Source organism: Peribacillus psychrosaccharolyticus ATCC 23296 (assembly GCF_000305495.1).
GTDB lineage: Bacteria > Bacillota > Bacilli > Bacillales > DSM-1321 > Peribacillus > Peribacillus psychrosaccharolyticus.
In genome coordinates, this window is the sequence record NZ_AJTN02000015.1 from 1 (window position 1) to 24,266 (window position 24,266).

The following is a 24,266-nucleotide window of genomic DNA, read 5'->3' on the forward strand; positions in this document are numbered from 1 at the left end:
TTTCAACAAGACTGTGGATGATTAAAAAGCCAGTAACCATTGATGGTCAAACAAGCTATCCTACGGCAAATAACCTGCAAAACTATAAATATGATTCTGTGTATTTAGAGCCAGGTAATTTTGTTATTGAAGGGAATTATGTCTCGCTTCCAGATGAAAACAATCAAAAAGATAACTACTATTTCTTAGAGTCTGACGTAGATGTGAAGGACAGTGGAACGAACACAGTTGAGTTCGATAAAGCGGATTTAGCACAGGTGAAAGTTACCGCTGATGCAACGGGATACAGCGATGTGCGCGGAGCGATTGTCTATCCGTATAATAAGTATAGTTCTTCCTTTATTAAGACATTACGTGTCGGACACACATTCTATGTACCATCGAATCTAGCGATGGATTTAGAAGTACAACTCGGCTTTGGTGATAACGAGTCAGCCAATAAGATTTGGAATTACTTCTTGTCAAAAGGCAGTCAAACCTTTCACCCAGCACAGCAAGTCAATTGGAAAGTGGGCGGGGATCTGAAAGCGAACATTGCGCTTTCAAAAACAAAATTAGTACCTGGAGAAAAACTCTCCGGAACAACATCGTTCGAAGATGCTTATGGGAACACAGTTTCATCGGTACTCGTGAATCAAACAACGGATTATAGCATTGCTGACGATGCACTAGTTGCCTATGAAAAACAAAGCAATGGCCAAATCGTTGAAAAAGCAATCAAAAGTGATTATACAATTAGTCATGGCGGAACAACCGCTGCAGCAACGAGTGTGAAACCTGTATTACGCATTTATAATACAAAAGGGGAAAAAGTTGCTGAACATGCGAGTCTTGATTTTTATGAACATATTCATACCGAATTGACGCATGCAAACGGGCAATACCGGGCCGAGCTGGCTCTTGCTGCAAGTCCTAAGGGACCGATTGCTTCTGCTAAAGAGACTGGACACTTCCAAATTGGAGAAGATACATCTATTCCTGGGGTGACACCGCCAGTCATTCCTGAACCAGATGAGGAAAAACCAGTGCTAACACCAGAAGTGAAGCTGCCAACTGTATCTACGATTTCCGACCGTACAACGGTAATCAAAGGAAAAACAATACCAAAAGCCGTTGTAACGTTGAAAAATGGTAAGAAGATCGTTAATACAGCTAAAGCAGATAAAAATGGCCAGTACTCTATGAAGATTGCAAAGCAAAAAGCTGGTACTAAGCTGACTCTATCAGCAACGCTAACTGGATACAAGGCAAGTAAAACGAAGACGATTACTGTTATTGATAAGACAGCTCCAACAGTGAAAGTCAATGCAGTAACCGATCACAGCACTGCTGTTACGATTAAAACAGAAAAAAATGCGATGATAACCTTCACAGCAAAAGGCATGACGTATACAAAGCCTGTTTATAAAAAGGGTACATATACGTTAAAGATTGCTAAACTTCCTGCTAACACAAAATGGACAGTTAATGTACATGATCAAGCTGGGAATATCACAAAGAAAACAGGTGTGGTTGTAGATAAAACCGCTCCAAAAGCAGCGACCGTACAAAAAGTGACAACCAAAACAACCGTTGTTAAAGGGAAAGCCGAGAAAAAGGCAACAGTCACGATCTATAAAGGCAAGAAAAAACTAAAGGCAGGCAAGGTTAGTCAGAAAGGGACCTTCTCTATCAAGATAGCAAAACAAAAAGAAGGCACATCCTTGCATATTGTCGTGCAAGATGCAGCGAAAAATAAATCAAAAATCACAAAAATGGTTGTGACAAAATAGAAGGTTTGTTATACTAACATGCACCCTATTAAGTAGACGTTTATTGTCTCTTGATAGGGTTTTTTTGGGGTATACAAGTAAGTAAATTTCAGTATAATAGAAAAGTATGTTTTAAGGGATCGGATCTGAAATAAATAATAGAAGAGGTGTGTAGTTTGGAAAATGTAATCGTTACTCTTGCAATCATCAGTGTCATATCCATCATTATTCTAGTCATAATCGGTATGGTCGGATCAGTATGTCAAAAAAACTGGGGAAGAAAGACCTTTGCATGGTCACTGCTGCCTCTGGCAATCTTTTTAGTCATCTTAGGCATGGACAGCTACGGCCTACTAGAAGAAGAAACCTCCAAAACAGAAATTGTCCAAGAAACAGAATGATTAATTTCTAGTGGGCTGTCTCAAACTGAGACAGCCCATTACTATTTTGTCAGTTTGTAACAGCTTTCCTTGAAAAATTGACGGTTTTTGATAAAAATTGTAGATTACGATGATTCAGGATGGCATAATTACCTCATTGAGCACCGATAAACACATCATTCGGCCTGATCTCCGAAGTATTCTCCCCCAACTCGAAAACATTCTCCCCCAACTCGAAAACATTCTGCCCGAACTCTGATTGATTCGGCCCAAACTGCGAAACATTCGGCGCGAACTCACAAACATTCGACCAACTCTAAAATGAGGTGACTTTATAAAAATTGATACGCTCTATAAAGATTAACGACGTCTTTAAAAACGTAGATTTACGATTACCCCCAATCCGCACCAACAGAATAAAAACAAGGCTAATAGAACCGGTACTCAAACCTTTATAGGTCCTGAAAACTAGGAATCTAGTAGTTGGATGATGTGTCGTTTTTCTCATTTTTACCAGTTTAGAAACTATTTACAATATTCATGTAAACGCTTTACAAATCCCTGCTAAAATGATGATAGGTTTAGAAGGGAGAGAGGTTGAGTGAGAAAAAGTATGAAGAGAATGGGGATTGGGATTCTGACTGCAGGGTTCATTTTACAAGGTGCGGCTATGGATGTTTCTGCAAATGGAGGCGGGACGCATCATGATCATTCGGATAAGAAGATTATTAACGTGTCACATCGAGGTGCTTCGGGATATGCTCCAGAACATACGATTCCTGCATATCAATTAGGTGAGCAGTTAAAGGGTGATTATATTGAAATTGATCTTCAGATGACGAAGGATGGGCAGTTAATTGCGATGCATGATGAATCCGTTGATCGGACAACAGATGGCAGCGGACAAGTAAAGGAGTTAACATTAGCGGAAGTAAAGCAGTTGGATGCAGGTTCTTGGTTTAATGAAAAATATCCGCAGTATGCCAAGATTGAGTATGAAGGGTTAAAGGTTCCTACGCTGGAAGAGGTATTGCAAAAGTTTGGCAAACAAGCAAACTATTATATTGAAACAAAGTCACCGGATGTTTATCCAGGAATGGAAGCTAAGCTTTTAGATGTTCTAGAAGATTATAAAATGATTGATAAAAAGGGTCGTACAAAAAATGTTCTGATTCAATCATTCAGTCAAGAAAGTTTGTTGACGGTACATAGTCTAAACGCCAATCTGCCGCTCGTTCAACTAATCTCGTATCAAAGTCCTGCTGTAATCACGGATGAAGAATTAGAGATGATTGCACAATATGCGATAGGCGTGGGGCCAAACTTTGCTAGAATAGATGAGCAGTATGTTCAAACCGTCCGAAACCATGATCTTCAAATCCATCCATATACGGTGAATACAAAGGAAGAGATGAGACGGGCACTTGATTGGGGAGTGACCGGACTATTTACCAATTTTCCAGATTTATTTCATGAAGTCATCAAAGAATTCAAGAAAAGATAGAGAAAAGCGAACCATCCTAAAGCGATGGTTCGTTTTTTTTCTTATAGAATAAGAGGACTAACCCACTCAGTACTGTCAGTCCGATAAAGGTAAAGAGAAAAAACAGGGGGGAGACTGAAAATCCGAAAGCGACTTCGTTTTGAAGGGTATTTATATTTTCCCAGTGATTCGCTGGATCGGGTTGATAGTTCCTTGTTTTGATATAACCGATTAAAAAAGTCCCAAATAAAAAGATTAAATGAAGTCCGGAGGAAACAGCTAAAGATTGGATGAACGTCTTCAATTCGATACACATCCTTTTTATTAATAATAAATCATTTGTGATCTTTTTAAAATTTCCTTTTACTCATCATGTGCTACAATTTACTAAAATGTAGTAAAAGGAGATATGACTATGTCTCGCACGGGAAATACAACTGATTTTTTAGCTGGACTGCAATGGCTCTTTTTTATGTTTGCTAATACGGTCGTCATTCCGCTGACGATTGGAGAGGCGTTTGATTTGTCTTCTATGGAAGTGGCGAGCGCTTTGCAACGGTCATTTATTTTTACAGGAGCTGCCTGTATGCTGCAGGTTCTTTTTGGTCATAAATATCCGCTGATGGAAGGCCATTCAGGAATCTGGTGGGGCGCGATCTTAAGTCTCGCCGCTTCCGCTTCATCTGCTGGGATGACGACAGCTGAAGTAGGAGGAGGACTAGCTGTTGGTATTATCCTTTCCGGTGTCCTCACTGCTGTTCTCGGAGCACTCGGAATGGGCGATGTGTTGAAAAAACTTTTTAAACCAGTAGTCATGAGTACCGTCCTTTTTCTGCTCGCGAGTCAACTGATTGCCATTTTTTCCAAAGGCATGCTCGGACTATCTACGGGTGAACAAATCGACCTTCCTACTGCTGGATTATCATTTGTAATCATCTTACTTGTCGCTTGGATCACCATCAAAGGACCAGCATCTATTCGCAACTTTGCCATTTTAATTGGAATAGTCTTCGGCTGGATTGTTTATGCGTTGCTTTTTCCAGCAGCTCCAACTGAAGAGAGTCAACCAACACAGTTAGTTAATCTGTTCCCTTGGGGTAAGCCAAGCTTTAGTTTAGGCTTGATCATGATGGCAGTTGTCACAGGGTTAGTGAATACCACCAATACAATGGCTTCCATCAAAGGGATAGAGCCGCTTATCAACAAAAAGACTACCCAAAAACAATACAAAAGCTCGTTTGTCGTAACCGGTCTGTCTTCTGTTGTTGCTGGTTTATTCGGTCTTGTGCCATATGGACCCTACATATCGTCGCTTGGTTTTTTACAATCGACACAAATCTATCGACGTTTGCCGCTGATCATTGGCAGCACCCTATTTATCTTATTAGGTTTGATTCCAACACTCGGTCAATTTTTCTCCACACTGCCTGTAAGTGTAGGAAATGCGGTTTTATTTGTTGCCTACTTGCAGCTGTTCTCTGGGGCACTCACCAACCTCAGCGACATCACCTTTACATCAAAAACTATTTACCGAATATCAGCACCCGTCTTGCTCGGAATCGCGATCATGAACATTCCATCTGAAACATTCAGCTCGTTGCCAGTTCTGATTCGGCCATTACTCAGTAACGGACTGCTCGTTGGAATCATATTAGCGATTATTTTAGAGAATGTCGTCGATTGGTCGAAATTTGCTGGGACAGAAGCTAGTAAAGGGGAAGTTTAGTAGGATAGGAGACCTTCATATGAGAAGGTCTTCTTTTAGCTCTACAAATAGATCGTTAAAATTTAAGAAATTTTGTCGGTTTCTAACACCTTTTCTTTTAACACTATTAACAACCAAAATATTCTAAAAATCTTGTTGACTTGTTCTTTATAAAGAATTAAGATTGAGTAGTAATCAAATTCATGAAACTTATAGACTATTTATCACAAGTTTTTAATAGAAATGAAGATTTTGTTGTTCTTTATAGAGGTTATTAAAATAAGGATAAAAAGGTGATTAAATGAAAGGTTCATACGATTTTAATAAAGGGGTTCCTAGTAGTCCGAAGGAAATAAACTTAGCAGAATTATTTATCGTGATTAAAAAGCGTCTTTGGATCATCATTCTAATTGGTGTGATATTTGCATCGGCAGGCTATTATCGAACGCTTGATGAAACGCCACTTTATTCGACAACGGCAAGGATTATTATGGACGCAAAAGAAGCTGAAATGAAAACCCTGCAAGTTATTATTAAGGATGTAACCGTACTCCAAAAAGTTGTCGATGAATTGAACTTGCCACTATCCCCAGAATCATTAGCAGGAAGTATTACGGTGGAAAGTGTCGATAGTTCTCAAGTAACCAGTATCAGTGTAGTTTATCCAGATCCAATACTAGCAGCAGAGATTGCAAATGCGACAGCAAGAATTTTTAGAGAAGAAGCACCAAATATTATCGGTTTTGACAAAGTTCGTATTTTATCCGCTGCAAAAGTAAATGAATATCAGATCAATACTCAAAATGGAACGCCCATAAAATTTGCAATCGTTGGGATTGCCGTTGGGATAGGGATTGCCTTTTTACTGAATGTATTTGATTATACCATTCGAAATGAACAGGAAATTGAAGAAGAATTAGGATTTGTAGTAATAGGTCGAATATCGAAAATGAATAAAAAAAATTCGAAAGATAAAATCTATTCACCAGAAGAAAAAAATAAACAAATCTTCTCTGCAGGTGAAAAATTGAGGGGTGAACCAGGTGGCGTCAAATCATTTAACAAATAAACGGAATCTAGTAACCTATACAAATCCGGATTCAATGATATCAGAGCAATTTAGAACGATCCGAACAAATATCAAGTTTTCTTCACTTGAAAAAAAGGTTACAACGATTCAAATTACCTCGCCAAATGATGGGGATGGCAAAACGACAACGGCAGCAAACTTAGCGATATCAATGGCGCAGCACAAAGAAAAGGTCTTATTGATTGATGCTAATCTTAGAAATCCTTCCGTACACCATGTTTTTAAGACTTCTAATAATGTTGGACTGACTACTTTTCTTTTAGATACAAGTAGTGATCTTACGGAAATTGTCAATCATACTGGTATTGGAATGCTTGATGTCTTAACCAGCGGGCCGGTTCCAATAAACGCTTCAGAAATCATTGGTTCACCCATGATGCAAGAACTGTTGATTAGTGCAGCTCGTTCATATGATTGCATCATCATCGATTCTCCTTCTATTCTAGAAGTTACCGATGCGAAAATTATAGCCAACTTTTGCGATAGTATCATCCTCGTGTTTAATCATGGAAAAACAAATATGAAACAGGCCTTTAGCACCAAGAGAATTCTTGAATTCGCTGAAAACAAAATTGTCGGTGTTATCCTCAATGACAATGTACGGAAAATGAAGTTTAAACTTTTTTAGAGAATACATATATTTTTTTATGTAGAGGTTCTCTATTGAGAACGTTTTTGAAAAAGAAAATAGTTTTTTTGGTTATGTCTCCTTGCCGTTATCAACGGAGGCACTCGATCATATTGTGGGTTGAAAAACCTTAGACGCTTGTCGTCGAGAATGTGGTGAGAGGAGGGGTTAGATGCCCCATTTTATAAAGTATTTAGGTATGGGCTTTTTATAGAGAAAACCCATACCTAAATACTTTATTCTTTACATAGAAAATGACTTTAAATTAGAAAAAGAAAAGGAGGGGAGCTGGATGACTAGTCAGCAGAGGCTGTTTTTCGTTATATTAGTCGATTCGTGTATCGTACTTTCAGCCATTTTTGCAGGACGGTTTTTAGTCGATGCGACCATATATGTGGTGACCATTCCACTAATCGTCAGTTCGCTGACCATACTTATTAGTCATCACGTATTTTCGATACAATTCAAGTTGTATAAAAAGGCTTGGGAATATGCAAGTATTAGTGAATTACTTCTTATTTTTAAAACTGTAACGGCTTCTATCTTAGTTACATCAATTGTGCAGCTTACTGTTCTTCAAGAAGTATACTTCCGTTTACTCGCTGTAACGTGGCTGCTTCATCTGTTATTTATCGGTGGGTCGCGGTTTTGTTGGAGAATATATAGAGATCGATATCTAGCAAAAGAACAAAATCGGAAACGAACGCTCATTATCGGTGCTGGCTCTGCAGGCACCATGATTGCTCGTCAATTGCTGAAAAAGAACGAGTCGGATCTACTGCCAGTTGCCTTTATTGATGACAATAGAAGAAAGCACGGTCTAGATATTTATGGTATTCCGGTTATTGGTGGTGTAAGTAAGATTGTCGAAACCATACAAAATTATAGTATTGAACGTATTATCATCGCAATCCCTTCCTTAAATAAACAGCAGATAAATACGATCTATACGGAGTGTGCGAAAACAGATGTAAAAACACAAACACTCCCAATGATTGAACATCTTCTTACAGGACAACTATCCGTAAATAAATTACGAGATATCCAGGTAGAGGATTTATTGGGCAGGAAAACAGTCGAATTGGATATCGAGGGAATTTCTGAATATGTCACGAACAAAGTCATATTAGTCACCGGTGCTGGAGGATCAATTGGTTCGGAAATTTGCCGTCAAATTTGTAAATTTACTCCTCAAAAAGTCATTTTACTAGGACATGGTGAAAATAGTATTTATTCCATTGAAATGGAGCTAAGAGAGAAATATAAACAAACAAACATTGAATTTCTGCCAGAAATAGCAGACGTGCAAGATTTTAAGAAAATGATGATGGTGATGGAAATTTATAAACCTGATGTTGTTTACCATGCAGCGGCCCATAAACATGTTCCGCTCATGGAAAATAATCCGGAAGAAGCGGTTAAGAATAATTTAATTGGTACGATGAACGTTGCCCAAGCAGCCAGCTGGAATGGAGTCGGCATATTTGTCATGATATCGAGTGATAAAGCGGTGAATCCGACTAGTGTAATGGGGGCAACAAAAAGACTGGCTGAAATGGCTATTCAAGATATGGATCAAAAAAGCGATACGAGATTGGTCGCAGTAAGATTTGGAAATGTATTGGGAAGCCGCGGCAGTGTGATTCCGTTATTCACGAAACAAATTGAAAGAGGAGGACCCGTTACGGTTACACATCCTGATATGGTTCGGTACTTTATGACGATTCCTGAAGCGTCAAGATTGGTAATTCAAGCTGGAGCCTTAGCAAGCGGGGGAGAAATTTTTGTCTTAGATATGGGCGAACCAGTAAAAATTGTTGATCTTGCTAAAAATGTTATTAGACTTTCTGGAAATAGCGTTGAAGAAATTGGCATTAGCTTTTCAGGAATACGGCCAGGGGAAAAGTTATTTGAAGAACTGCTAAACAAAGATGAAGTTCACGAAACACATATCTATCCAAATATTTATATTGGTAAAACAGGGGAGCTTTATCAACTCGAAATAGAGAATATTGTGAAAAATTACGCAGATTGGGATAGAGAATCCTTGCGAAATTCATTGATCAACTTAGCCAATCATCGTGTGGTTCCACAACCATCACTATCCATAAATTAGGGAGGAGAAACCAAATGAATATTAGAAAAGCAATCATCCCTGCAGCAGGTTTAGGAACTAGGTTTCTTCCAGCCACAAAGGCCATGCCTAAGGAAATGTTACCCATCGTTGATAAACCAACCATTCAATATATCGTAGAAGAAGCCATCGAATCCGGCATTGAAGACATTATCATTGTGACGGGAAAAGGTAAAAGAGCCATTGAAGATCATTTTGATCATTCTTTTGAATTGGAACAAAACCTCTATGAACGTGGTAAATTCGCATTGTTAGAAGAGGTTCAAAAATCTTCAAAACTAGTGGATATTCACTATATCCGTCAAAAAGAACCGAAGGGCTTAGGACATGCTGTTTGGTGCGCACGAAAATTTATCGGGGATGAGCCATTTGCTGTCTTATTAGGCGATGATATCGTCACTTCCGAAAAGCCATGTCTCAAACAAATGATCGAACAATACGATCTATACCAGTCATCAATCCTTGGTGCACAGACTGTTCCTCAAAATGAGGTATCACGTTATGGAATAATTGACGGTCATTCCTTCAACGATCGTATCTATAGTGTGAACCATTTAGTAGAAAAACCAAAACAAGAAGACGCTCCATCAAATTTAGCCATCATGGGAAGATACATACTAACGCCGAGGATTTTTGAGATTTTAGGCAATCAACAGCCAGGTGCCGGTGGTGAAATTCAGTTAACAGATGCCATTTCTTCCTTAAACGAGTTTGAAGCGGTTTATGCATATGACTTTGAAGGAATACGATATGACGTTGGTGAAAAATTTGGATTCATTCAAACGACGATCGAAATGGCCTTACAGCGTAAAGAGTTACGAAATGAACTCTTGAACTATCTCTCCACTGTAGTAGAAAGAGAAACAATCCAAAATAGAATGGATGGTTGATCAGTCATGGAGAAGAAAGTCTTGTTTGTTGCCACAAAGGATATTCACTTTGATGCGTTTCACTTACCGACCTTCAAATGGTTTGAAGAAAATGGATATAAAATTCATACAGCAGCAGTTGGTGACTTGGATCTTCCCTTTGTAGATCAAAGACACGATATTCCTATTCAAAGATCACCATTCTCACTAAAGAACATAATCGCTTACCAGGAATTAAAAAAGATTATGGATCAACATTCATATCAGATTATCCATTGCCACACACCTATGGGAGGTGTCCTTTCAAGATTAGCTGCGAGAACTACTAGAATGAAAGGAACAAAGGTTATCTATACAGCCCATGGCTTTCACTTTTGTAAAGGATCTCCTTTCATCAATTGGATGATGTATTATCCAATTGAAAAGTCGTTAGCACGAATGACGGACTGCTTAATTACGATTAATAATGAAGACTACCAGTTAGCTAAAGAAAGAAAGTTTAAAGCTGTTACTATCAAACATGTTCACGGTGTCGGGGTCGATAACGAACGCTTCCATCCTATTAGCGCTTTTAGTAAATCTGTCTTAAGAAGCGAGCATGGGTATAAAAATAAAGAGTTTATTCTTTTTTATGCAGCTGAGTTTAATAAAAATAAAAACCAGCAATTACTGATTCGGGCTTTATCTAGCGTAAAAGAGAAAATTCCACAGGCAAAGCTGCTCCTGGCAGGAACTGGTCCACTGCTTGAGGAATGCAAAAAAAGCGCAGTTCGACTAGGTGTTGAACATATGGTTGACTTTCTAGGCTTTCGAAAAGATATTGACTCACTATTGAAAATAAGTGACCTTGCTGTCGCATCAAGTTTAAGAGAAGGGTTGCCAGTAAATATAATGGAAGCCATGTCTTCTGGGTTACCAGTTATCGCAACTAAAAACAGGGGCCATATGGAACTCATTCAACAGGAAAAAAACGGCTATCTTATACCGAGCGAGGACGACAAACAATTTAGTATCCGTATCCTTGAACTGTTTCACTCAATAGAACAAAGAGAAAAAATGGGTAAAATGAGTGAGAAAATAATCAATGCAACATATACGCTGGCAGTAGTTCGATCGGAGTTAAATCAGATATACACAGGCTATATGGTGGAGGATACAAATGAGGAATCCGGTAATAAGTATTATCGTACCTATATATAATATGGAAAAATATTTAAAACGGTGTTTAGATAGTTTACTAGCTCAAACGATGACTCAGATAGAAATTATTGCGGTGAATGATGGATCAACAGACACGAGCCTCAAAATTTTATCAGATTATAAAAAAAATGATGAACGAATTAACATCATTAACAAAGAAAATGAGGGTGTTTCAGCAGCTAGGAACGATGGAATCTCTATAGCGAAAGGAGAATTCATAGGATTTGTTGATCCAGATGATTGGGTAAGCCGTGATATGTATGAAAACTTATATCAACGTGCAAAAAACGGGAACACAGATATAATTATGTGTTCCTATTTTCGAGAATTTGGAACCCATTCAAAAGAAAAGCAGTTCAATCTTCCGGATCTAGTAACATATGAAGAAAGTGAAATTAAAAAAACTGTTTTAAGAAAATTGGTTGGTCCCTTAAATGAAGAAATGGCCAATCCTGAATTGCTTGATGCATGGGGGACTGTTTGGACAAAATTATATCGAGCTGATTTACTTAAAGAAAATGAAATTCGTTTTACCAATCTTTCTGAAATTGGTACAAACGAAGATTTACTTTTTAATATTGAAGCTTTTTATTACGCAAAAAACTTTGAATTTATTAATGCTCCTTATTATCATTATTGGCGGGAAAATAATAACTCTGTCACTTCTGGCTATAAGCCACATCTATTGGGTCAATGGTTTACTCTTTATAGTAAAATTGAACGTTTCTTTATAAATAATGATACCAATAAGGATATTCAATTAGCTCTAAATAACCGAATATGTATAGGTACTTTGGGTCTTGGGTTAAATACAATAAGTAAAGCAAACGGGGAATCTCATGTTAAAAAGATGAGAAAAATAAATAACATATTAGTAGATCAACGTATAAAACAAGCATTTGAACATTTCGATTTATCGCATTTTCCGTTAATTTGGAAGGTGTTTTATTTTTGTGCAAAGACCAGATTAGCAGTAAGTTTTTATTTCTTATTATTAGTGATTGAAAGGCTGAGAAAAATTGTAAGGTAGGAGTGGAGTTTTTTGGAACCAATTCGAATTCTTCAAGTAGTGACAATCATGAATCGCGGTGGGCTCGAAACGATGTTAATGAACTATTACAGACAAATAGACCGAAGTAAAATCCAATTTGATTTTATGGTTCATCGAGCAGTACCAGGACATTATGATGAGGAAATTATCAAGCTTGGCGGTAGAATTTTTAATATGCCTCCCATAAAACCAGGGAATTATCGAAAATATTTTAGGCTGCTTGATCAATTTTTTACTACTAAAAGAGAATACAAAGTAGTCCATTCACACATCAATGAAAATAGCAGTTTTGTTTTAAGAGCTGCAAAAAAAGCGGGTGTACCAGGGCGAATTGCGCATAGTCATTTAAGTAACTTAGGGTTGGATATCAAGTTGCCATTCCGTTTATATGCAAAATCTACAATGCGGGATTATCCAAGTGATTACTTTGCTTGTTCCAAAAATGCAGGAAAGTGGTTATTTGGGGGAGAGATTGCAACAAATGAACTAACTGTTCTTAATAATGCAGTACATGCAAAAAAATTCACTTTTAATCAAACTAGTAGACTAGTAACCAGAAAAAATCTAGGAATTACAAATGAGCTCGTAATTGGTCATATAGGCCGATTTGAAAAACAAAAAACCAAAAATTTTTAATCGATATCTTCTACGAATTACAAAAAACACAGCCGAAATCGCTGTTGCTTCTAGTAGGTGAAGGGCAACTGAAACGCTCAATCGAAAAGAAAGTGAAGAGTTTAGGATTAACGAAGAAGGTACGATTTTTAGGAGTTCGTGAAGATATTCCTAATCTTTTGCATGCTATGGATTTGTTTCTATTCCCTTCCCTTTTTGAGGGACTTCCCGTTGTCTTAGTTGAAGCACAAGCGGCTGGAGTACAGTGTTTGGTTTCCAATTCAATTACCAAAGAGAGCGACATAACCGGTTCATTAGGGTTTATGTCTTTAAAGGAATCTCCTGAGAAATGGACACAAAAAATCCTTTCCATGTCATATAAACATTCTGAAAATATAGATCTAATGACAAAAAAAGGATACGATACAACAGCTAATGCCAAGTGGCTTGCTGATTTTTACACTCAATATCATCCTGAAAATCAAACCTTAGCAGGAGGATTTTGAAAATGACTCCTACGTTAACTATTTTTACTCCAACTTTTAATAGAGCCTATACGTTGCATTTATGCTACGAAAGTCTAAAAAGACAAACAAGTAAAGATTTTATCTGGCTGATTATCGATGATGGCTCGACAGATAACACGAAGGAATTGGTAAATTATTGGATACATGAAAATCTTCTGCCAATCCGTTATCACTTCCAAAGCAATCAAGGAATGCATGGTGCTCATAATACAGCCTATGACTTAATCGATACAGAATTAAATGTATGTATTGATTCAGATGATTTTATGCCTGATGAAGCGGTAGAAAAGATTTTGACGTTTTGGGCTGAATATGGGAGCGATGAGTTCGCTGGAATGGCAGGTTTGGATGCTAGTCCAAAGGGTCAGGTTATTGGTACGGAAATGCCTAAAACGATTAAAGAGTCTACACTGACTGATTTGTATGGGAAATACAAAGTAAAGGGGGATAAAAAATTAGTCTATCGTACAGAACTGACGAAAAAGACACCACCATATCCGATTTTTGAAGGTGAAAAATACGGCCCACTTAGTTATAAGTATGTTTTGATTGATCAGATCAACCCGCTTCTGCTTTTAAATGAGGTCCTTTGTCACGTAGAATATTTACCAGACGGATCAAGTAGGAATATGATTAATCAATATATAAAAAATCCAAGAGGATTTTCTTTTTTTAGAAAAGTGACTATGAAATACGAACCTTCTTACAAACGAAGGTTTATTGAAAATGTTCATTATGTTTCGAGCAGTTTACTGATAAAAAATAAGAACTATTGGTTTGAGTCCCCCAATAAATGGACGACTATTCTAGCAACACCGGTTGGGATTGCTCTTTACTTTTATATTAACTATACTCACCGTTCTACAGTTTTAAAGCAATCTTGATTGCATCGAAAGGAATTTTACTATGACCATCCTCTGGATCAATCTCGCCATAGTGTTTATATTATCGTATTTTAGTCGATCACTAGTCCCAAACTTAGGAACAGATATAGGGGTTTTCACAGCAAAACCCAATAAATTATTAGTTATTGGAGTCATGTTATGCTTGGTTGTCATTTCAGGTTTGAGATCAGGCATAGGTGATACGTACGCTTATAAACAAATGTTTATAAAGAATGACTTCACATGGGATTTTATTAAAACACAAAAGGACTTCGGTTTTGGAATCTTTCAAATGATTTTAAAACAGTACTCAGAAGATCCCCAAATCCTGGTTTTTACTGCGGCGCTGTTTACAAATGTACTGATTATTATTGTTCTATATAACTATTCACGTCTGTTTGAGCTCAGTACGTACCTCTATATAACTGGCGGACTTCATTTAGTTTCGATGAACGGGATTAGACAAGTACTCGCAGCGGCGATTATCTTTACAGCGACAAAATATTTATTAAATGGGAACTTTATAAAATATGCATTAGTTGTTCTTTTAGCATCTACTTTTCACCAAAGTGCATTATTACTTCTTCCTATTTATTTTATGGTACGAATAAAAGCTTGGACCAAATACACACTTTTGATCTTATTTTTGGCGGTTTTAATCGTAATAGGATATAACCAGTTTACCTCATTATTATTTTCTGCTCTACAAGATACGCAGTATAGCGACTATTCAAAATTCAATGAAGGCGGGGCAAATATCATCCGAGTCATTGTCAGTGCTGCGCCGTTAGTAGTTGCTTATTTTGGTAGAGAAAAATTACGAGCTGTTTTTCCAAAAAGTGATTATATTGTTAACATGGCACTTTTAGGCTTAGTCTTTATGATTATTTCGACTCAACAATGGATATTCGCACGGGTGGCTATCTACTTTAATTTATACCAGCTTATTTTAATCTCTTGGATTATTGAAGTTTTTAGTAAAAAAGATCGGAAATTTGTTTATTATATGATTTTAGTTCTCTATTTTATTTTTTACTATTATGAAAATGTTGTGAGTTTAAACATTCTGTATGAGAGTGATCTATTAGAAAATTTGTTCAAGTAAATGAGGGGGATTCCTATGAAGATACTCATTACAGGCGGCGCTGGGTTTATTGGCAGTCATACGTGTATTGAACTGTTAACAGCAGGACATGACATCATTGTAGTTGATAATTTTTCGACCAGTAAACGACAAGCCTTATATCAGGTAAATGCCATTACGAATAAAAAATTCAAAGTTTATCAGATTGATATGTTGAATGCGTTAGATTTAGAAAAGGTGTTTCTCGAAAATCAATTAGACGCTGTGATTCATTTTGCAGGGTATAAGGCGGTTGGGGAGTCCGTTACGGATCCACTTAAATATTACAGTAACAATTTGATCAGTACACTGAACTTATGTGAAATGATGCAAAAATATAATGTGAAAAATTTGGTTTTCAGCTCTTCTGCTACGGTATACGGTGTTCCGAAAACGGTCCCAATCTCTGAGGATTTTCCTTTACAGACCTTGAATCCTTATGGGAGAACAAAGCTTATGATTGAAGAAATTCTAGGTGATTTATCGGCTTCGGATTCAACATGGAGTATCTCGTTATTAAGATATTTTAACCCCATAGGTGCTCATCAAAGCGGGAATATTGGCGAAGATCCCACAGGTGTGCCTACTAATCTTATCCCGTATATTACCAAAGTCGCAATTGGTGAATTAAGTGAAGTACAGGTTTTTGGCAACGATTATCCTACCCCTGATGGAACAGGAGTAAGAGATTATATCCATGTAACGGATTTAGCCCGCGGACATCTGATGGCACTTGAAAAGGTCGTACAGACAACTGGAATAGATGCCTATAATTTTGGTACAGGTAAAGGGTATAGTGTTCTTGAGATGATTTCCACTTTTGAAGCAACATCGGGAGTGAAAATTCCTTATCAGTTTGTAAACCCTAGAGCAGGAGATGCAGCAATCTGTTTTGCTGATTCTTCAAAGGCAAGAAGGGAACTAGGATGGATTGCAGAAAAAGATATCACGGAAATGTGTGAAGATTCTTGGAGATGGCAGGCAAATCATCCACATGGTTACGAGGAGAAAGTAAAAGAATATGCTGGGTTGCAAAGTCCTCACTTACTAAGTAATGAGGACTTTTTCAATTAGCTGAAGGGAAAGAGAATCAAATGAATATTTCGGAAAAATTGACTCAACAGCAACTACTGGTTATCCTTTTGGATGTTTATCAGAACGTGCGAGATAAAGAAAATATCCAAATCCAAACAGTTATAGCTGATTTAGAAAAGCAGCTTAAAGTAGTAATCCATTCATAGTTATAGGAGAAATTAATTTGAAAAGATTAGTAGACTTTACATTTGCATTGCTGCTTATTTTACTGCTTATCCCATTACTGTTTATTTTAGGTTTTTTGATTAAATTGGCACTGGGATCACCGATTCTTTTTACACAGGAGAGACCAGGTTTAAATGGCAAGCTATTTACTTTATATAAATTCCGATCGATGAGTAATCAACTGGATGCACAAGGGAATTTGCTGCCCGATCATATACGTCTTACCTATTTTGGGAAGTTACTACGAAAGTTTAGTTTAGACGAACTGCCGCAGCTGTTTAATGTGTTAAAAGGAGATCTTAGCTTAGTTGGACCTAGGCCCTTATTAATCGAATACCTACCTTTATATACAGACGAACAAGCACAACGTCATCTGGTCAAACCTGGTATTACCGGGTGGGCACAGGTGAATGGGCGAAACGCTCTAACCTGGGAAGAAAAATTCAAACTTGATGTATGGTATGTCCATCACCAAACCTTTTTATTAGATTTAAAAATTTTACTTTTGACTGCTATGAAAGTGCTTAAATCAGAGGGGATTAACCAAGCTGGAAGTGTGACTGTGGAGAAATTTAACGGAGAAATACCTTCGAAAAGGGAGGGGAATGGATGAAGATTGTTATCGTGGGCGACGGCGGCCATAGTAAAGTAATCACAGACCTGATAACGTCTCAAAAGGACGATCAAATCGTTGGGTATTTAGACGATAAGTATCAAGAAATCTTCGTTAAAAATCATCAATTTTTTGGGCCTCTTTCAACTGTCCATAATTTAAGAGAGCTTTTTAATGATATTAAATATATTGTGGCCATTGGAAATAATGTAGTAAGAAAACAAATTGTCCAAAGGCTTGACCTCCCAAATGATTATTATGCGACTTTACAACATAAATCAGCACTAGTCAGTCCAAGTGCTAAAATTGGCTTTGGCTCTGTGATTATGGCGAATACGGTGGTAAATGCGGATTCCCAGATTGGGAATCATTCCATTATAAACACAGGTTCGATCGTAGAGCATGATAACAAGTTAGCTGACTTCGTTCATATTTGTCCTAATGCCACATTAACAGGTTCGGTGATTATAGGAGATGGTGTTCAAATTGGTGCCGGGGCAACACTGATTCCTAATGTAAGAATCAGAGAATGGGCAATCATTGGAGCAGGTGCAACGGTTATTACTAACATTCCAGCTTATAGTACGGCCGTAGGGACGCCTGCAAATGTTAAAAATATTGAGCGATTGAGGGTGAGCGAACATGGAAACAACGGTTCTTAAAAAAAGAATTTTTCTTTCTTTTCCGCATATGAGTGGAAATGAAATGAAATACATTGAGGAAGCCTTCCAAACGAATTGGATCACGTCTATGGGTGCTAATGTTGACGCGTTTGAAGCGGAAATAGCCAATTTGGTCGGATTAAAAGAAGCCGTGGCCGTTAGTTCAGGAACGGCTGCTATTCACTTAGCACTCGAACTATTAAATGTGTCAAAAGGAGATAAGGTTTTTTGTTCAAGCCTGACATTTGTGGCATCGGCTAATCCGATTCTCTATCAAGGCGCAGAACCGGTATTTATTGATTCGGAGCCGGAAACCTGGAATATGTCACCGCTAGCATTAGAACGTGCCTTTTGTGATGCAATACAACTAGGGGAGCTTCCAAAAGCCGTGATCATCGTCAATCTATATGGTCAACCGGCAAAAATGGATGAATTAATTGCAATTTGTAATCATTATCAAGTTCCAATTATAGAAGATGCTGCGGAATCTCTTGGTGCAAGCTATAAAGGGAAAGCCAGCGGTACATTTGGTGAACTTGGTATTTACTCATTTAATGGGAATAAGATTATTACCAGTTCTGGCGGCGGCATGCTTGTCTCCAATAACAAGGAACTGTTAAAAAAGGCCCGTTTTCTGGCGACTCAAGCTAAAGATGATGCACCACACTATCAACATAGCGTAGTGGGCTATAACTATCGAATGAGCAATATTTTAGCTGGTATTGGAAGAGGTCAATTAGAATATTTAACGCATAGAGTTGAAACGAGACGATTCATTTTCAAAAGATATTTTGATGAATTAAGCCACCTGCCAGGTCTATCCTTCATGCCTGAATTAACTAATACTAGGTCAAATCGTTGGCTGACATCATTTACGTTAAACGAAAATGTAACTAATACCTCTGTTAATCACCTCATAAGCTCTTTAGCAGATGAGAATATTGAATCACGTCCAGTTTGGAAGCCGCTTCATAGCCAACCTCTATTCCAAAACTCTCGTTATTATCCTCACAAACTGGAAGAAAGTGTTTCGGATCAGTTATTTAAATCGGGAATATGTTTGCCTTCTGGATCAAATATGACGGATGAAGAACAGACAAGGGTCATCGATGTAATACAAAACTTGTTTCAGTAAAAAAAGCGCAATGTTATAACTGCATCTAATAATATAAATACTAAATATAAAGAGGTATATCAATGATTGGAAAAAATATAGCAGAACTTAGAAAGAGAAGAGGGTTTACCTTATCACAGCTTGCAGAACGAGCAAATATGTCGAAATCATATCTTAGCAATATCGAGCGAGATTTAAATCGCAATCCTTCCCTCGAGGTTATGAAAAAAATTGGTGCAGTATTAAACGTGGATCTGTTAACGCTGCTTAATACGAACAATAATGAAGAACCCACCTATTTTTTAGACAGAGAATGGATAGAATTGATCAATGAACTACAAGATTCAGGCATGACAAAGGAACAAATTCCACAGTATAAAATATTGATTGAGTTTATAAAATGGCAAAATAAAAAATTATAAGTCCAACCATAGATGTCATTTTACAAAAATCCGCTAGTATTTGGTTGACGTGTTCTTTATAAAGAACTAATATAGAAATAGGTATAAAGCCCCTTGGTATGTACATATGTGAAAATAGACATTAACAGTAGCGTTTAATAAACCTTAAAAAAAAGGACCCAAGAGAGTTAATCATGAGGTAATTTCCCTGTTATTTCAGAGATTTGTTCTTTATTAAGAATAAATTTGATCTATAAAGACTAATATAGATTCGGTGATGCCTCCTAGCCGGTATTAACGGAGGTACTCGATCATACTGTGGGTTGACTCAACCTTAGACGCGTGTCGTCAAGAGTGTGGTGCTGAGGAAGGGTTAGATGCCCTGGGTTTGTTAACCCACAAACATGTAATGAAAAGGGTGAAAAAATGGAAATAACAAAAATCCCAAAAATCATCCATTATTGTTGGTTCGGTGGGAATGAAAAGCCAGATATCGTGAAAAAATGTATGGAGAGCTGGCAGGTATATTTAAGGGAGTATGAAATCATAGAGTGGAATGAAAAAAACTTTGAATTTAAGAACAATCCTTATGTTCATGAAGCTTATGAAGCAGGGAAATATGCTTTTGTCAGTGATTATGTTAGAGTACATTCTTTATTCAATCACGGTGGGATTTACCTAGATACAGATGTTGAAGTATTCAAATCATTTGATAATCTTCTTCACCATGAATCATTTTGGGGATTCGAGCAAGAAAATTACATTGCAACTAGTACCATTGGATCGGAGCAGGGAAATGTCCTAATTAAAGAATTTCTTGATTCATATCATAATAAACATTTTAAACAAGATGATGGGAGCTTCGATGACTTAACAAATGTAGCGATTGTAACTGAAATTCTTGAAAAACATGGCCTTATTAAAAATGGAGAATATCAGGAAATTAAAGATATCGGTGTCTTTTATCCGCAAACTTATTTTTCCCCATATGATTATATCAACTGTAGAACATTCGTTACAGAAAATACTTACACCTTGCATCATTTTTATAAAAGTTGGTTGCCGGCGCGGGCCCGAATGAAAAGCCAAATTAAGGTTTATGCAGCCAAAATCATAGGTGGAGATAATATTGCCAGAATTAGAGGGATTGTGTCTAGAGGATAGGAGATTGTTATGAAGAATGTATTAATCGCCTCGTTTGATATGGAAGTAGGAGGAGTAGAGAGAAGTCTAGTCAGCCTATTGAATAATTTTGATTATAAAAATCATCAAGTGGATCTAATGCTATATAGCCATACAGGTGATTTTATGAGTCTACTCCCCAAATATCCGAATTTATTGAAAGAATTGAAAGCATATAAAACCTTTAGAATGACGATTCCTGAAACCATTAAATCAGGTAAACTATTAATAGGACTTGCAAGACTGAGAGCTAAATATGATGCATCAAAATCAAATGGTGAAGCTGGATACAAACAAATGCAATATATGTGGAAATACTCTTTACCCTTTTTACCGAAAATAGAAAAGAAGTATGACATAGCAATTAGCTATCTATGGCCTCATTACTTCGTTGCAGAAAAGGTTCAGGCAAGAAAGAAAATTGCCTGGATTCATACAGACTTTTCCACGGTAGATACAGATAGGAAGATGGATCTTCAAATCTGGGAAAAATTTGATTATATCATTTCTGTGTCAGAAGAATGCAGGAATGCGTTTATAAAAAAGTATCCAGTATTAGAAAATAAGGTGCTCGTGATGGAAAATATCACTTCACCAGATTTGGTGCGTTCACTGGCTGATGAAAAAGTAAATAACCCAATGCTGCAAGATTCAAGATTTAAATTAATTACAGTAGCTAGACTCTCTCATGCAAAAGGAATCGATAATGCGGTTCGGGCTTTAAAACTATTAAAAGATAAGGGATATCACAATATAGTATGGTATGTCGTTGGTTATGGCGGGGATGAAGAGCTCATTAGAACCCTTATAAAAGAAAATGATGTATCAGACTCCTTCATTCTATTAGGTAAGAAACTCAATCCCTACCCATATATGAAAGCAGCGGACCTATACGTACAGCCATCTAGATATGAAGGCAAGGCAGTAACGGTGGGAGAGGCACAAATTCTGGGTAAACCAGTGTTGATTACGAACTATCCTACAGCTAAGAGTCAAATCAAGGATGGATTAGACGGTATTATTTGCAATGTATCAGTAGAGGGGTTGGCAACGGGGATTGAGAGGTTATATTGCGATAACACTTTACGCAGTTTATTAATCATTAATATCAAGTATGAAAATTATAGTAATAGTCAGGAGTTAGATAAATTGTATGAAATGATTGGAAGTTAAACAGAAATAGGTGAAGTAGTATGAGTATAAAGGTAAGTGTTATAATTCCCGTCTACAATGCTGAAAAATACCTCTCACAATGTGTGGAGTCTCTTTTAGCACAAACCCTTAATGAGTGTGAGTTCGTTTTTGTGAATGATGGTTCTAGTGATTGTAGTGGTGAATTGCTAGAAAGTTATAACAAAATAGACCCACGAATATTTCTAATTCATCAACAAAATCAGGGAGTTAGTATAGCCCGTAATAATGGGCTGCAAAAAGCTTCAGGAGAATATATTGGATTTGTGGATGCAGATGATTATATAGAGAAGGACATGTATGAAATTCTATATACCTCAGCAAAACAACATGATTGTGACGTGGTCATATCAAATTTTGAAAGTGAGATTGAAGGTCACAAGGTTATCACAAAATATCCATTTCCAATAGATATTATTTTAAACAGAGAGTATGTAGAGCATGAATTATTACCTTATTTTATTAAGTCAGATAACCTAAATTCTGCATGCAATAAAATTTATAAAAATAATGTAATCAAAGAAAATAATGTATATTTTCCAGAAAGAGTTCCGTTGGGAGAAGATGGTATGTTTAACATGCAGTTTTTTTGCAAAGCGGCTAATATAAAATACCTAGATTTCACGGGATATCATTATAGAGAGGTAAAAGGTAGTGCCACTAGAAATATATCGGAGTCAGATTATTTTAAAAGGGCTTTAGAAGTGTATAATCTGCAATTACCAGAAAATTTCACAGGGAAGATTGATCAGGTAAAGATTTGGAAGCTAAAATCTATCAAGTTAGTAAATAGCGTATTGTCATACTTACATGTATATTTTACACCATATCAAGATGTGAGTTTCATCAAAAGATATAAATACGTGAAAAAAATGATAGGTCATAAACAGCTTAGAGATGCATTAAATATATATTATAGTGAAAGTTACCGTGCTTTAGGAGGATATGAAAAATTTCTCGTAAGCATGATCAAAAGAAAATCTGCCTTCGGAATATATTGTGCCACCGCTTACAGTAGATTCAAAAATAAGTCACGTTGGGGAGGGATTTAGCATGAATATCATGATGTTTGCACATGATGGAAGCCTTAATAGGGGGTGTGAAGCGATCGTTCGTTCATCCACAGATATTATTAAAGAAAAATAGGTGGGGCAAAGGTATATTTAGCATCGGGAAGGCCTGAAACCGATAAATTTATCACTAATTTAGATGGAATCGTTAATGGCGCTAACCTCAACATTACGAAGTATTCATACGAATGGTTTGTATCTTCTCTTAAAGTGAAAATACTTCACGATGAATCTTATGCTCTGGGTAAAATTCATCACAATATTATTAAGCATATAAAAGATATGGACGTCTGCTTATCAATAGGTGGTGATAACTATTGTTACGGAGAGCAACCTGGATTGTATGAAATAGATAGAAGGATTAAATCAAAAGGAAAAAAGCTAGTATTATGGGGATGTTCTATAGGTGAAGAAGACATATCTGAAAGAAAGCTAGAAGACTTAAAGTTATTTGATTTAATTCTAGCCCGTGAAACCCTTACTTATAGGATATTGAAAAGCAAAGGACTTTCTAACGTAAAATTATGTGCAGATCCTGCGTTTACGATGAAAAAAGAAGAATTAGAGTTACCAAAAGGGTGGAAAAAAGGTGAGACAATAGGCCTTAACTTTAGTCCACTTGTATGGAATAAAAACAAAAAATCTCTAGTTGCGTTAGGAGACCTTATCAAACACATACTAAATACTACTAATATGACAATTGCTCTTACCCCACATGTGATAGATGAAGGCAATAATGATTATGAAATTCTCTATAGATACTATAAAGAATTTAGGAATACCGGTAGAGTCATTATATTGCCAGATCATTTAAGTGCAAAACAATACAAGGGCTATATAGCGAGGATGAGATTCTTTATTGGCGCGAGAACACATGCGACGATAGCTGCTTACTCAAATTGTATTCCCACTATGGTCTTGGGATATAGTGTGAAGTCAAAAGGGATAGCAATGGATATTTTTGGGTATGAAAAATTAGTACTAAGTATAGAAGAAATTTCAGATAATAAAAAGTTGAAAAATTCTTTTGATGAAATGGTGAAGGAAGAAGACGAAATCAGACAAATTCTAAAGAAATCTTTACCTATTGTTCAAAAAATGTCATATAAAGCAGTGGACTACTTAAATGAAATTGTCATGTAGTATGAGGGGGATATGATGAAGAAAAATATATTGTTTGTCATTCCGAGTTTATCTGCTGGAGGAGGAGAAAAAAGTTTAATCAATTTATTATCTCAAATAGATTATGATTTATATAATGTAGATTTGTTTATGTTTAAACATGATGGAATATTTATGGAATTTTTACCTAAAGAAGTACATGTTTTACCAC

At 36.8% G+C, this 24,266-nt stretch carries 23 protein-coding genes and 2 pseudogenes; all 25 read left to right on the plus strand.

Annotated elements, in window-relative coordinates; translation table 11 throughout:
• The coding region (locus tag WYK_RS02350) for an Ig-like domain-containing protein (RefSeq protein ID WP_040372958.1) at positions 1-1,772 on the plus strand (1,772 nt) is incomplete at its 5' end.
• A gap of 155 nt (positions 1,773-1,927) precedes the next feature.
• Complete coding sequence (locus WYK_RS02355; protein ID WP_040372931.1) at positions 1,928-2,152, plus strand: hypothetical protein; 225 nt, start codon at positions 1,928-1,930, stop codon at positions 2,150-2,152.
• A 592-nt stretch (positions 2,153-2,744) separates the two neighbouring features.
• Complete coding sequence (locus tag WYK_RS02360; RefSeq protein WP_040372960.1) at positions 2,745-3,635, plus strand: glycerophosphodiester phosphodiesterase; 891 nt, start codon at positions 2,745-2,747, stop codon at positions 3,633-3,635.
• 394 nt (positions 3,636-4,029) lie between these two features.
• Positions 4,030-5,340 (plus strand): uracil/xanthine transporter, encoded by a 1,311-nt coding sequence (locus tag WYK_RS02370; RefSeq protein WP_040372933.1) that lies wholly within the window; start codon positions 4,030-4,032, stop codon positions 5,338-5,340.
• A 280-nt stretch (positions 5,341-5,620) separates the two neighbouring features.
• Positions 5,621-6,388, plus strand: a complete 768-nt coding sequence (locus WYK_RS02375; RefSeq protein WP_081704724.1) for a YveK family protein — start codon at positions 5,621-5,623, stop codon at positions 6,386-6,388.
• Positions 6,363-7,037: a CpsD/CapB family tyrosine-protein kinase gene (locus WYK_RS02380; RefSeq protein WP_040372935.1), complete on the plus strand. Its 675-nt coding sequence runs from the start codon at positions 6,363-6,365 to the stop codon at positions 7,035-7,037. The genes WYK_RS02375 and WYK_RS02380 overlap by 26 nt, the downstream gene beginning before the upstream one ends.
• Positions 7,038-7,329: 292 nt before the next feature.
• A complete protein-coding gene (locus tag WYK_RS02385) occupies positions 7,330-9,153 on the plus strand; it encodes a polysaccharide biosynthesis protein (protein ID WP_040372936.1) in 1,824 nt (607 codons plus the stop codon).
• 14 nt (positions 9,154-9,167) lie between these two features.
• A complete protein-coding gene (gene galU / locus WYK_RS02390; protein WP_040372937.1) occupies positions 9,168-10,061 on the plus strand; it encodes a UTP--glucose-1-phosphate uridylyltransferase GalU in 894 nt (297 codons plus the stop codon).
• Between the two features lie 6 nt (positions 10,062-10,067).
• On the plus strand, positions 10,068-11,240 hold the full coding sequence (locus tag WYK_RS02395; protein ID WP_040372938.1) for a glycosyltransferase family 4 protein: 1,173 nt from the start codon (positions 10,068-10,070) through the stop codon (positions 11,238-11,240).
• Positions 11,200-12,270, plus strand: a complete 1,071-nt coding sequence (locus WYK_RS02400; RefSeq protein ID WP_040372940.1) for a glycosyltransferase — start codon at positions 11,200-11,202, stop codon at positions 12,268-12,270. The genes WYK_RS02395 and WYK_RS02400 overlap by 41 nt, the downstream gene beginning before the upstream one ends.
• Positions 12,271-12,282: 12 nt before the next feature.
• Positions 12,283-12,927: a glycosyltransferase gene (locus WYK_RS25400; RefSeq protein WP_235782419.1), complete on the plus strand. Its 645-nt coding sequence runs from the start codon at positions 12,283-12,285 to the stop codon at positions 12,925-12,927.
• Positions 12,928-12,932: 5 nt separating this feature from the next.
• Positions 12,933-13,412 carry a glycosyltransferase gene (locus tag WYK_RS25405; protein WP_328286261.1) on the plus strand — a complete coding sequence of 160 codons (480 nt, stop codon included), beginning with the start codon at positions 12,933-12,935 and terminating at the stop codon, positions 13,410-13,412.
• A gap of 2 nt (positions 13,413-13,414) precedes the next feature.
• Entirely contained in the window at positions 13,415-14,317 is a 903-nt protein-coding gene (locus WYK_RS02410; RefSeq protein WP_040372942.1) for a glycosyltransferase family 2 protein, read from the plus strand.
• Between the two features lie 22 nt (positions 14,318-14,339).
• Positions 14,340-15,422 carry an EpsG family protein gene (locus WYK_RS02415; protein WP_040372943.1) on the plus strand — a complete coding sequence of 361 codons (1,083 nt, stop codon included), beginning with the start codon at positions 14,340-14,342 and terminating at the stop codon, positions 15,420-15,422.
• A 15-nt stretch (positions 15,423-15,437) separates the two neighbouring features.
• Positions 15,438-16,514: a UDP-glucose 4-epimerase GalE gene (gene galE, locus WYK_RS02420; protein WP_051387277.1), complete on the plus strand. Its 1,077-nt coding sequence runs from the start codon at positions 15,438-15,440 to the stop codon at positions 16,512-16,514.
• A 20-nt stretch (positions 16,515-16,534) separates the two neighbouring features.
• A complete protein-coding gene (locus WYK_RS24745; protein WP_161629090.1) occupies positions 16,535-16,681 on the plus strand; it encodes a hypothetical protein in 147 nt (48 codons plus the stop codon).
• 17 nt (positions 16,682-16,698) lie between these two features.
• Positions 16,699-17,313: a sugar transferase gene (locus tag WYK_RS02425; protein WP_040372944.1), complete on the plus strand. Its 615-nt coding sequence runs from the start codon at positions 16,699-16,701 to the stop codon at positions 17,311-17,313.
• Positions 17,310-17,975, plus strand: coding sequence for an acetyltransferase (locus WYK_RS02430; protein ID WP_040372946.1), 666 nt, complete (start codon positions 17,310-17,312; stop codon positions 17,973-17,975). The genes WYK_RS02425 and WYK_RS02430 overlap by 4 nt, the downstream gene beginning before the upstream one ends.
• Complete coding sequence (locus tag WYK_RS02435) at positions 17,956-19,110, plus strand: DegT/DnrJ/EryC1/StrS family aminotransferase (RefSeq protein ID WP_040372948.1); 1,155 nt, start codon at positions 17,956-17,958, stop codon at positions 19,108-19,110. The genes WYK_RS02430 and WYK_RS02435 overlap by 20 nt, the downstream gene beginning before the upstream one ends.
• Before the next feature lie 62 nt (positions 19,111-19,172).
• A complete protein-coding gene (locus WYK_RS02440; protein ID WP_040372950.1) occupies positions 19,173-19,511 on the plus strand; it encodes an XRE family transcriptional regulator in 339 nt (112 codons plus the stop codon).
• 405 nt (positions 19,512-19,916) lie between these two features.
• A complete protein-coding gene (locus WYK_RS02445) occupies positions 19,917-20,654 on the plus strand; it encodes a glycosyltransferase family 32 protein (protein ID WP_040372952.1) in 738 nt (245 codons plus the stop codon).
• 9 nt (positions 20,655-20,663) lie between these two features.
• Entirely contained in the window at positions 20,664-21,845 is a 1,182-nt protein-coding gene (locus tag WYK_RS02450; protein WP_040372954.1) for a glycosyltransferase, read from the plus strand.
• Between the two features lie 20 nt (positions 21,846-21,865).
• A complete protein-coding gene (locus WYK_RS02455) occupies positions 21,866-22,915 on the plus strand; it encodes a glycosyltransferase (protein WP_040372956.1) in 1,050 nt (349 codons plus the stop codon).
• A 1-nt stretch (position 22,916) separates the two neighbouring features.
• Positions 22,917-24,076: pseudogene (locus tag WYK_RS02460) on the plus strand (polysaccharide pyruvyl transferase family protein).
• A gap of 15 nt (positions 24,077-24,091) precedes the next feature.
• Positions 24,092-24,266, plus strand: a pseudogene (locus WYK_RS24410) (glycosyltransferase); the annotation flags it as partial.

Coding starts and splice junctions, on each gene's coding strand:
- WYK_RS02450 (WP_040372954.1), top strand. CDS start 20,664: ATGAAGAATGTATTAATCGCCTCGTTTGATATGGAAGTAGGAGGAGTA.
- WYK_RS02375 (WP_081704724.1), top strand. CDS start 5,621: ATGAAAGGTTCATACGATTTTAATAAAGGGGTTCCTAGTAGTCCGAAG.
- WYK_RS02370 (WP_040372933.1), top strand. CDS start 4,030: ATGTCTCGCACGGGAAATACAACTGATTTTTTAGCTGGACTGCAATGG.
- galU (WP_040372937.1), top strand. CDS start 9,168: ATGAATATTAGAAAAGCAATCATCCCTGCAGCAGGTTTAGGAACTAGG.
- WYK_RS02445 (WP_040372952.1), top strand. CDS start 19,917: ATGGAAATAACAAAAATCCCAAAAATCATCCATTATTGTTGGTTCGGT.
- WYK_RS02410 (WP_040372942.1), top strand. CDS start 13,415: ATGACTCCTACGTTAACTATTTTTACTCCAACTTTTAATAGAGCCTAT.
- WYK_RS02395 (WP_040372938.1), top strand. CDS start 10,068: ATGGAGAAGAAAGTCTTGTTTGTTGCCACAAAGGATATTCACTTTGAT.
- WYK_RS02435 (WP_040372948.1), top strand. CDS start 17,956: ATGGAAACAACGGTTCTTAAAAAAAGAATTTTTCTTTCTTTTCCGCAT.
- WYK_RS02385 (WP_040372936.1), top strand. CDS start 7,330: ATGACTAGTCAGCAGAGGCTGTTTTTCGTTATATTAGTCGATTCGTGT.
- WYK_RS02400 (WP_040372940.1), top strand. CDS start 11,200: ATGAGGAATCCGGTAATAAGTATTATCGTACCTATATATAATATGGAA.
- galE (WP_051387277.1), top strand. CDS start 15,438: ATGAAGATACTCATTACAGGCGGCGCTGGGTTTATTGGCAGTCATACG.
- WYK_RS02360 (WP_040372960.1), top strand. CDS start 2,745: ATGAAGAGAATGGGGATTGGGATTCTGACTGCAGGGTTCATTTTACAA.
- WYK_RS24745 (WP_161629090.1), top strand. CDS start 16,535: ATGAATATTTCGGAAAAATTGACTCAACAGCAACTACTGGTTATCCTT.
- WYK_RS02430 (WP_040372946.1), top strand. CDS start 17,310: ATGAAGATTGTTATCGTGGGCGACGGCGGCCATAGTAAAGTAATCACA.
- WYK_RS02455 (WP_040372956.1), top strand. CDS start 21,866: ATGAGTATAAAGGTAAGTGTTATAATTCCCGTCTACAATGCTGAAAAA.
- WYK_RS02440 (WP_040372950.1), top strand. CDS start 19,173: ATGATTGGAAAAAATATAGCAGAACTTAGAAAGAGAAGAGGGTTTACC.
- WYK_RS02415 (WP_040372943.1), top strand. CDS start 14,340: ATGACCATCCTCTGGATCAATCTCGCCATAGTGTTTATATTATCGTAT.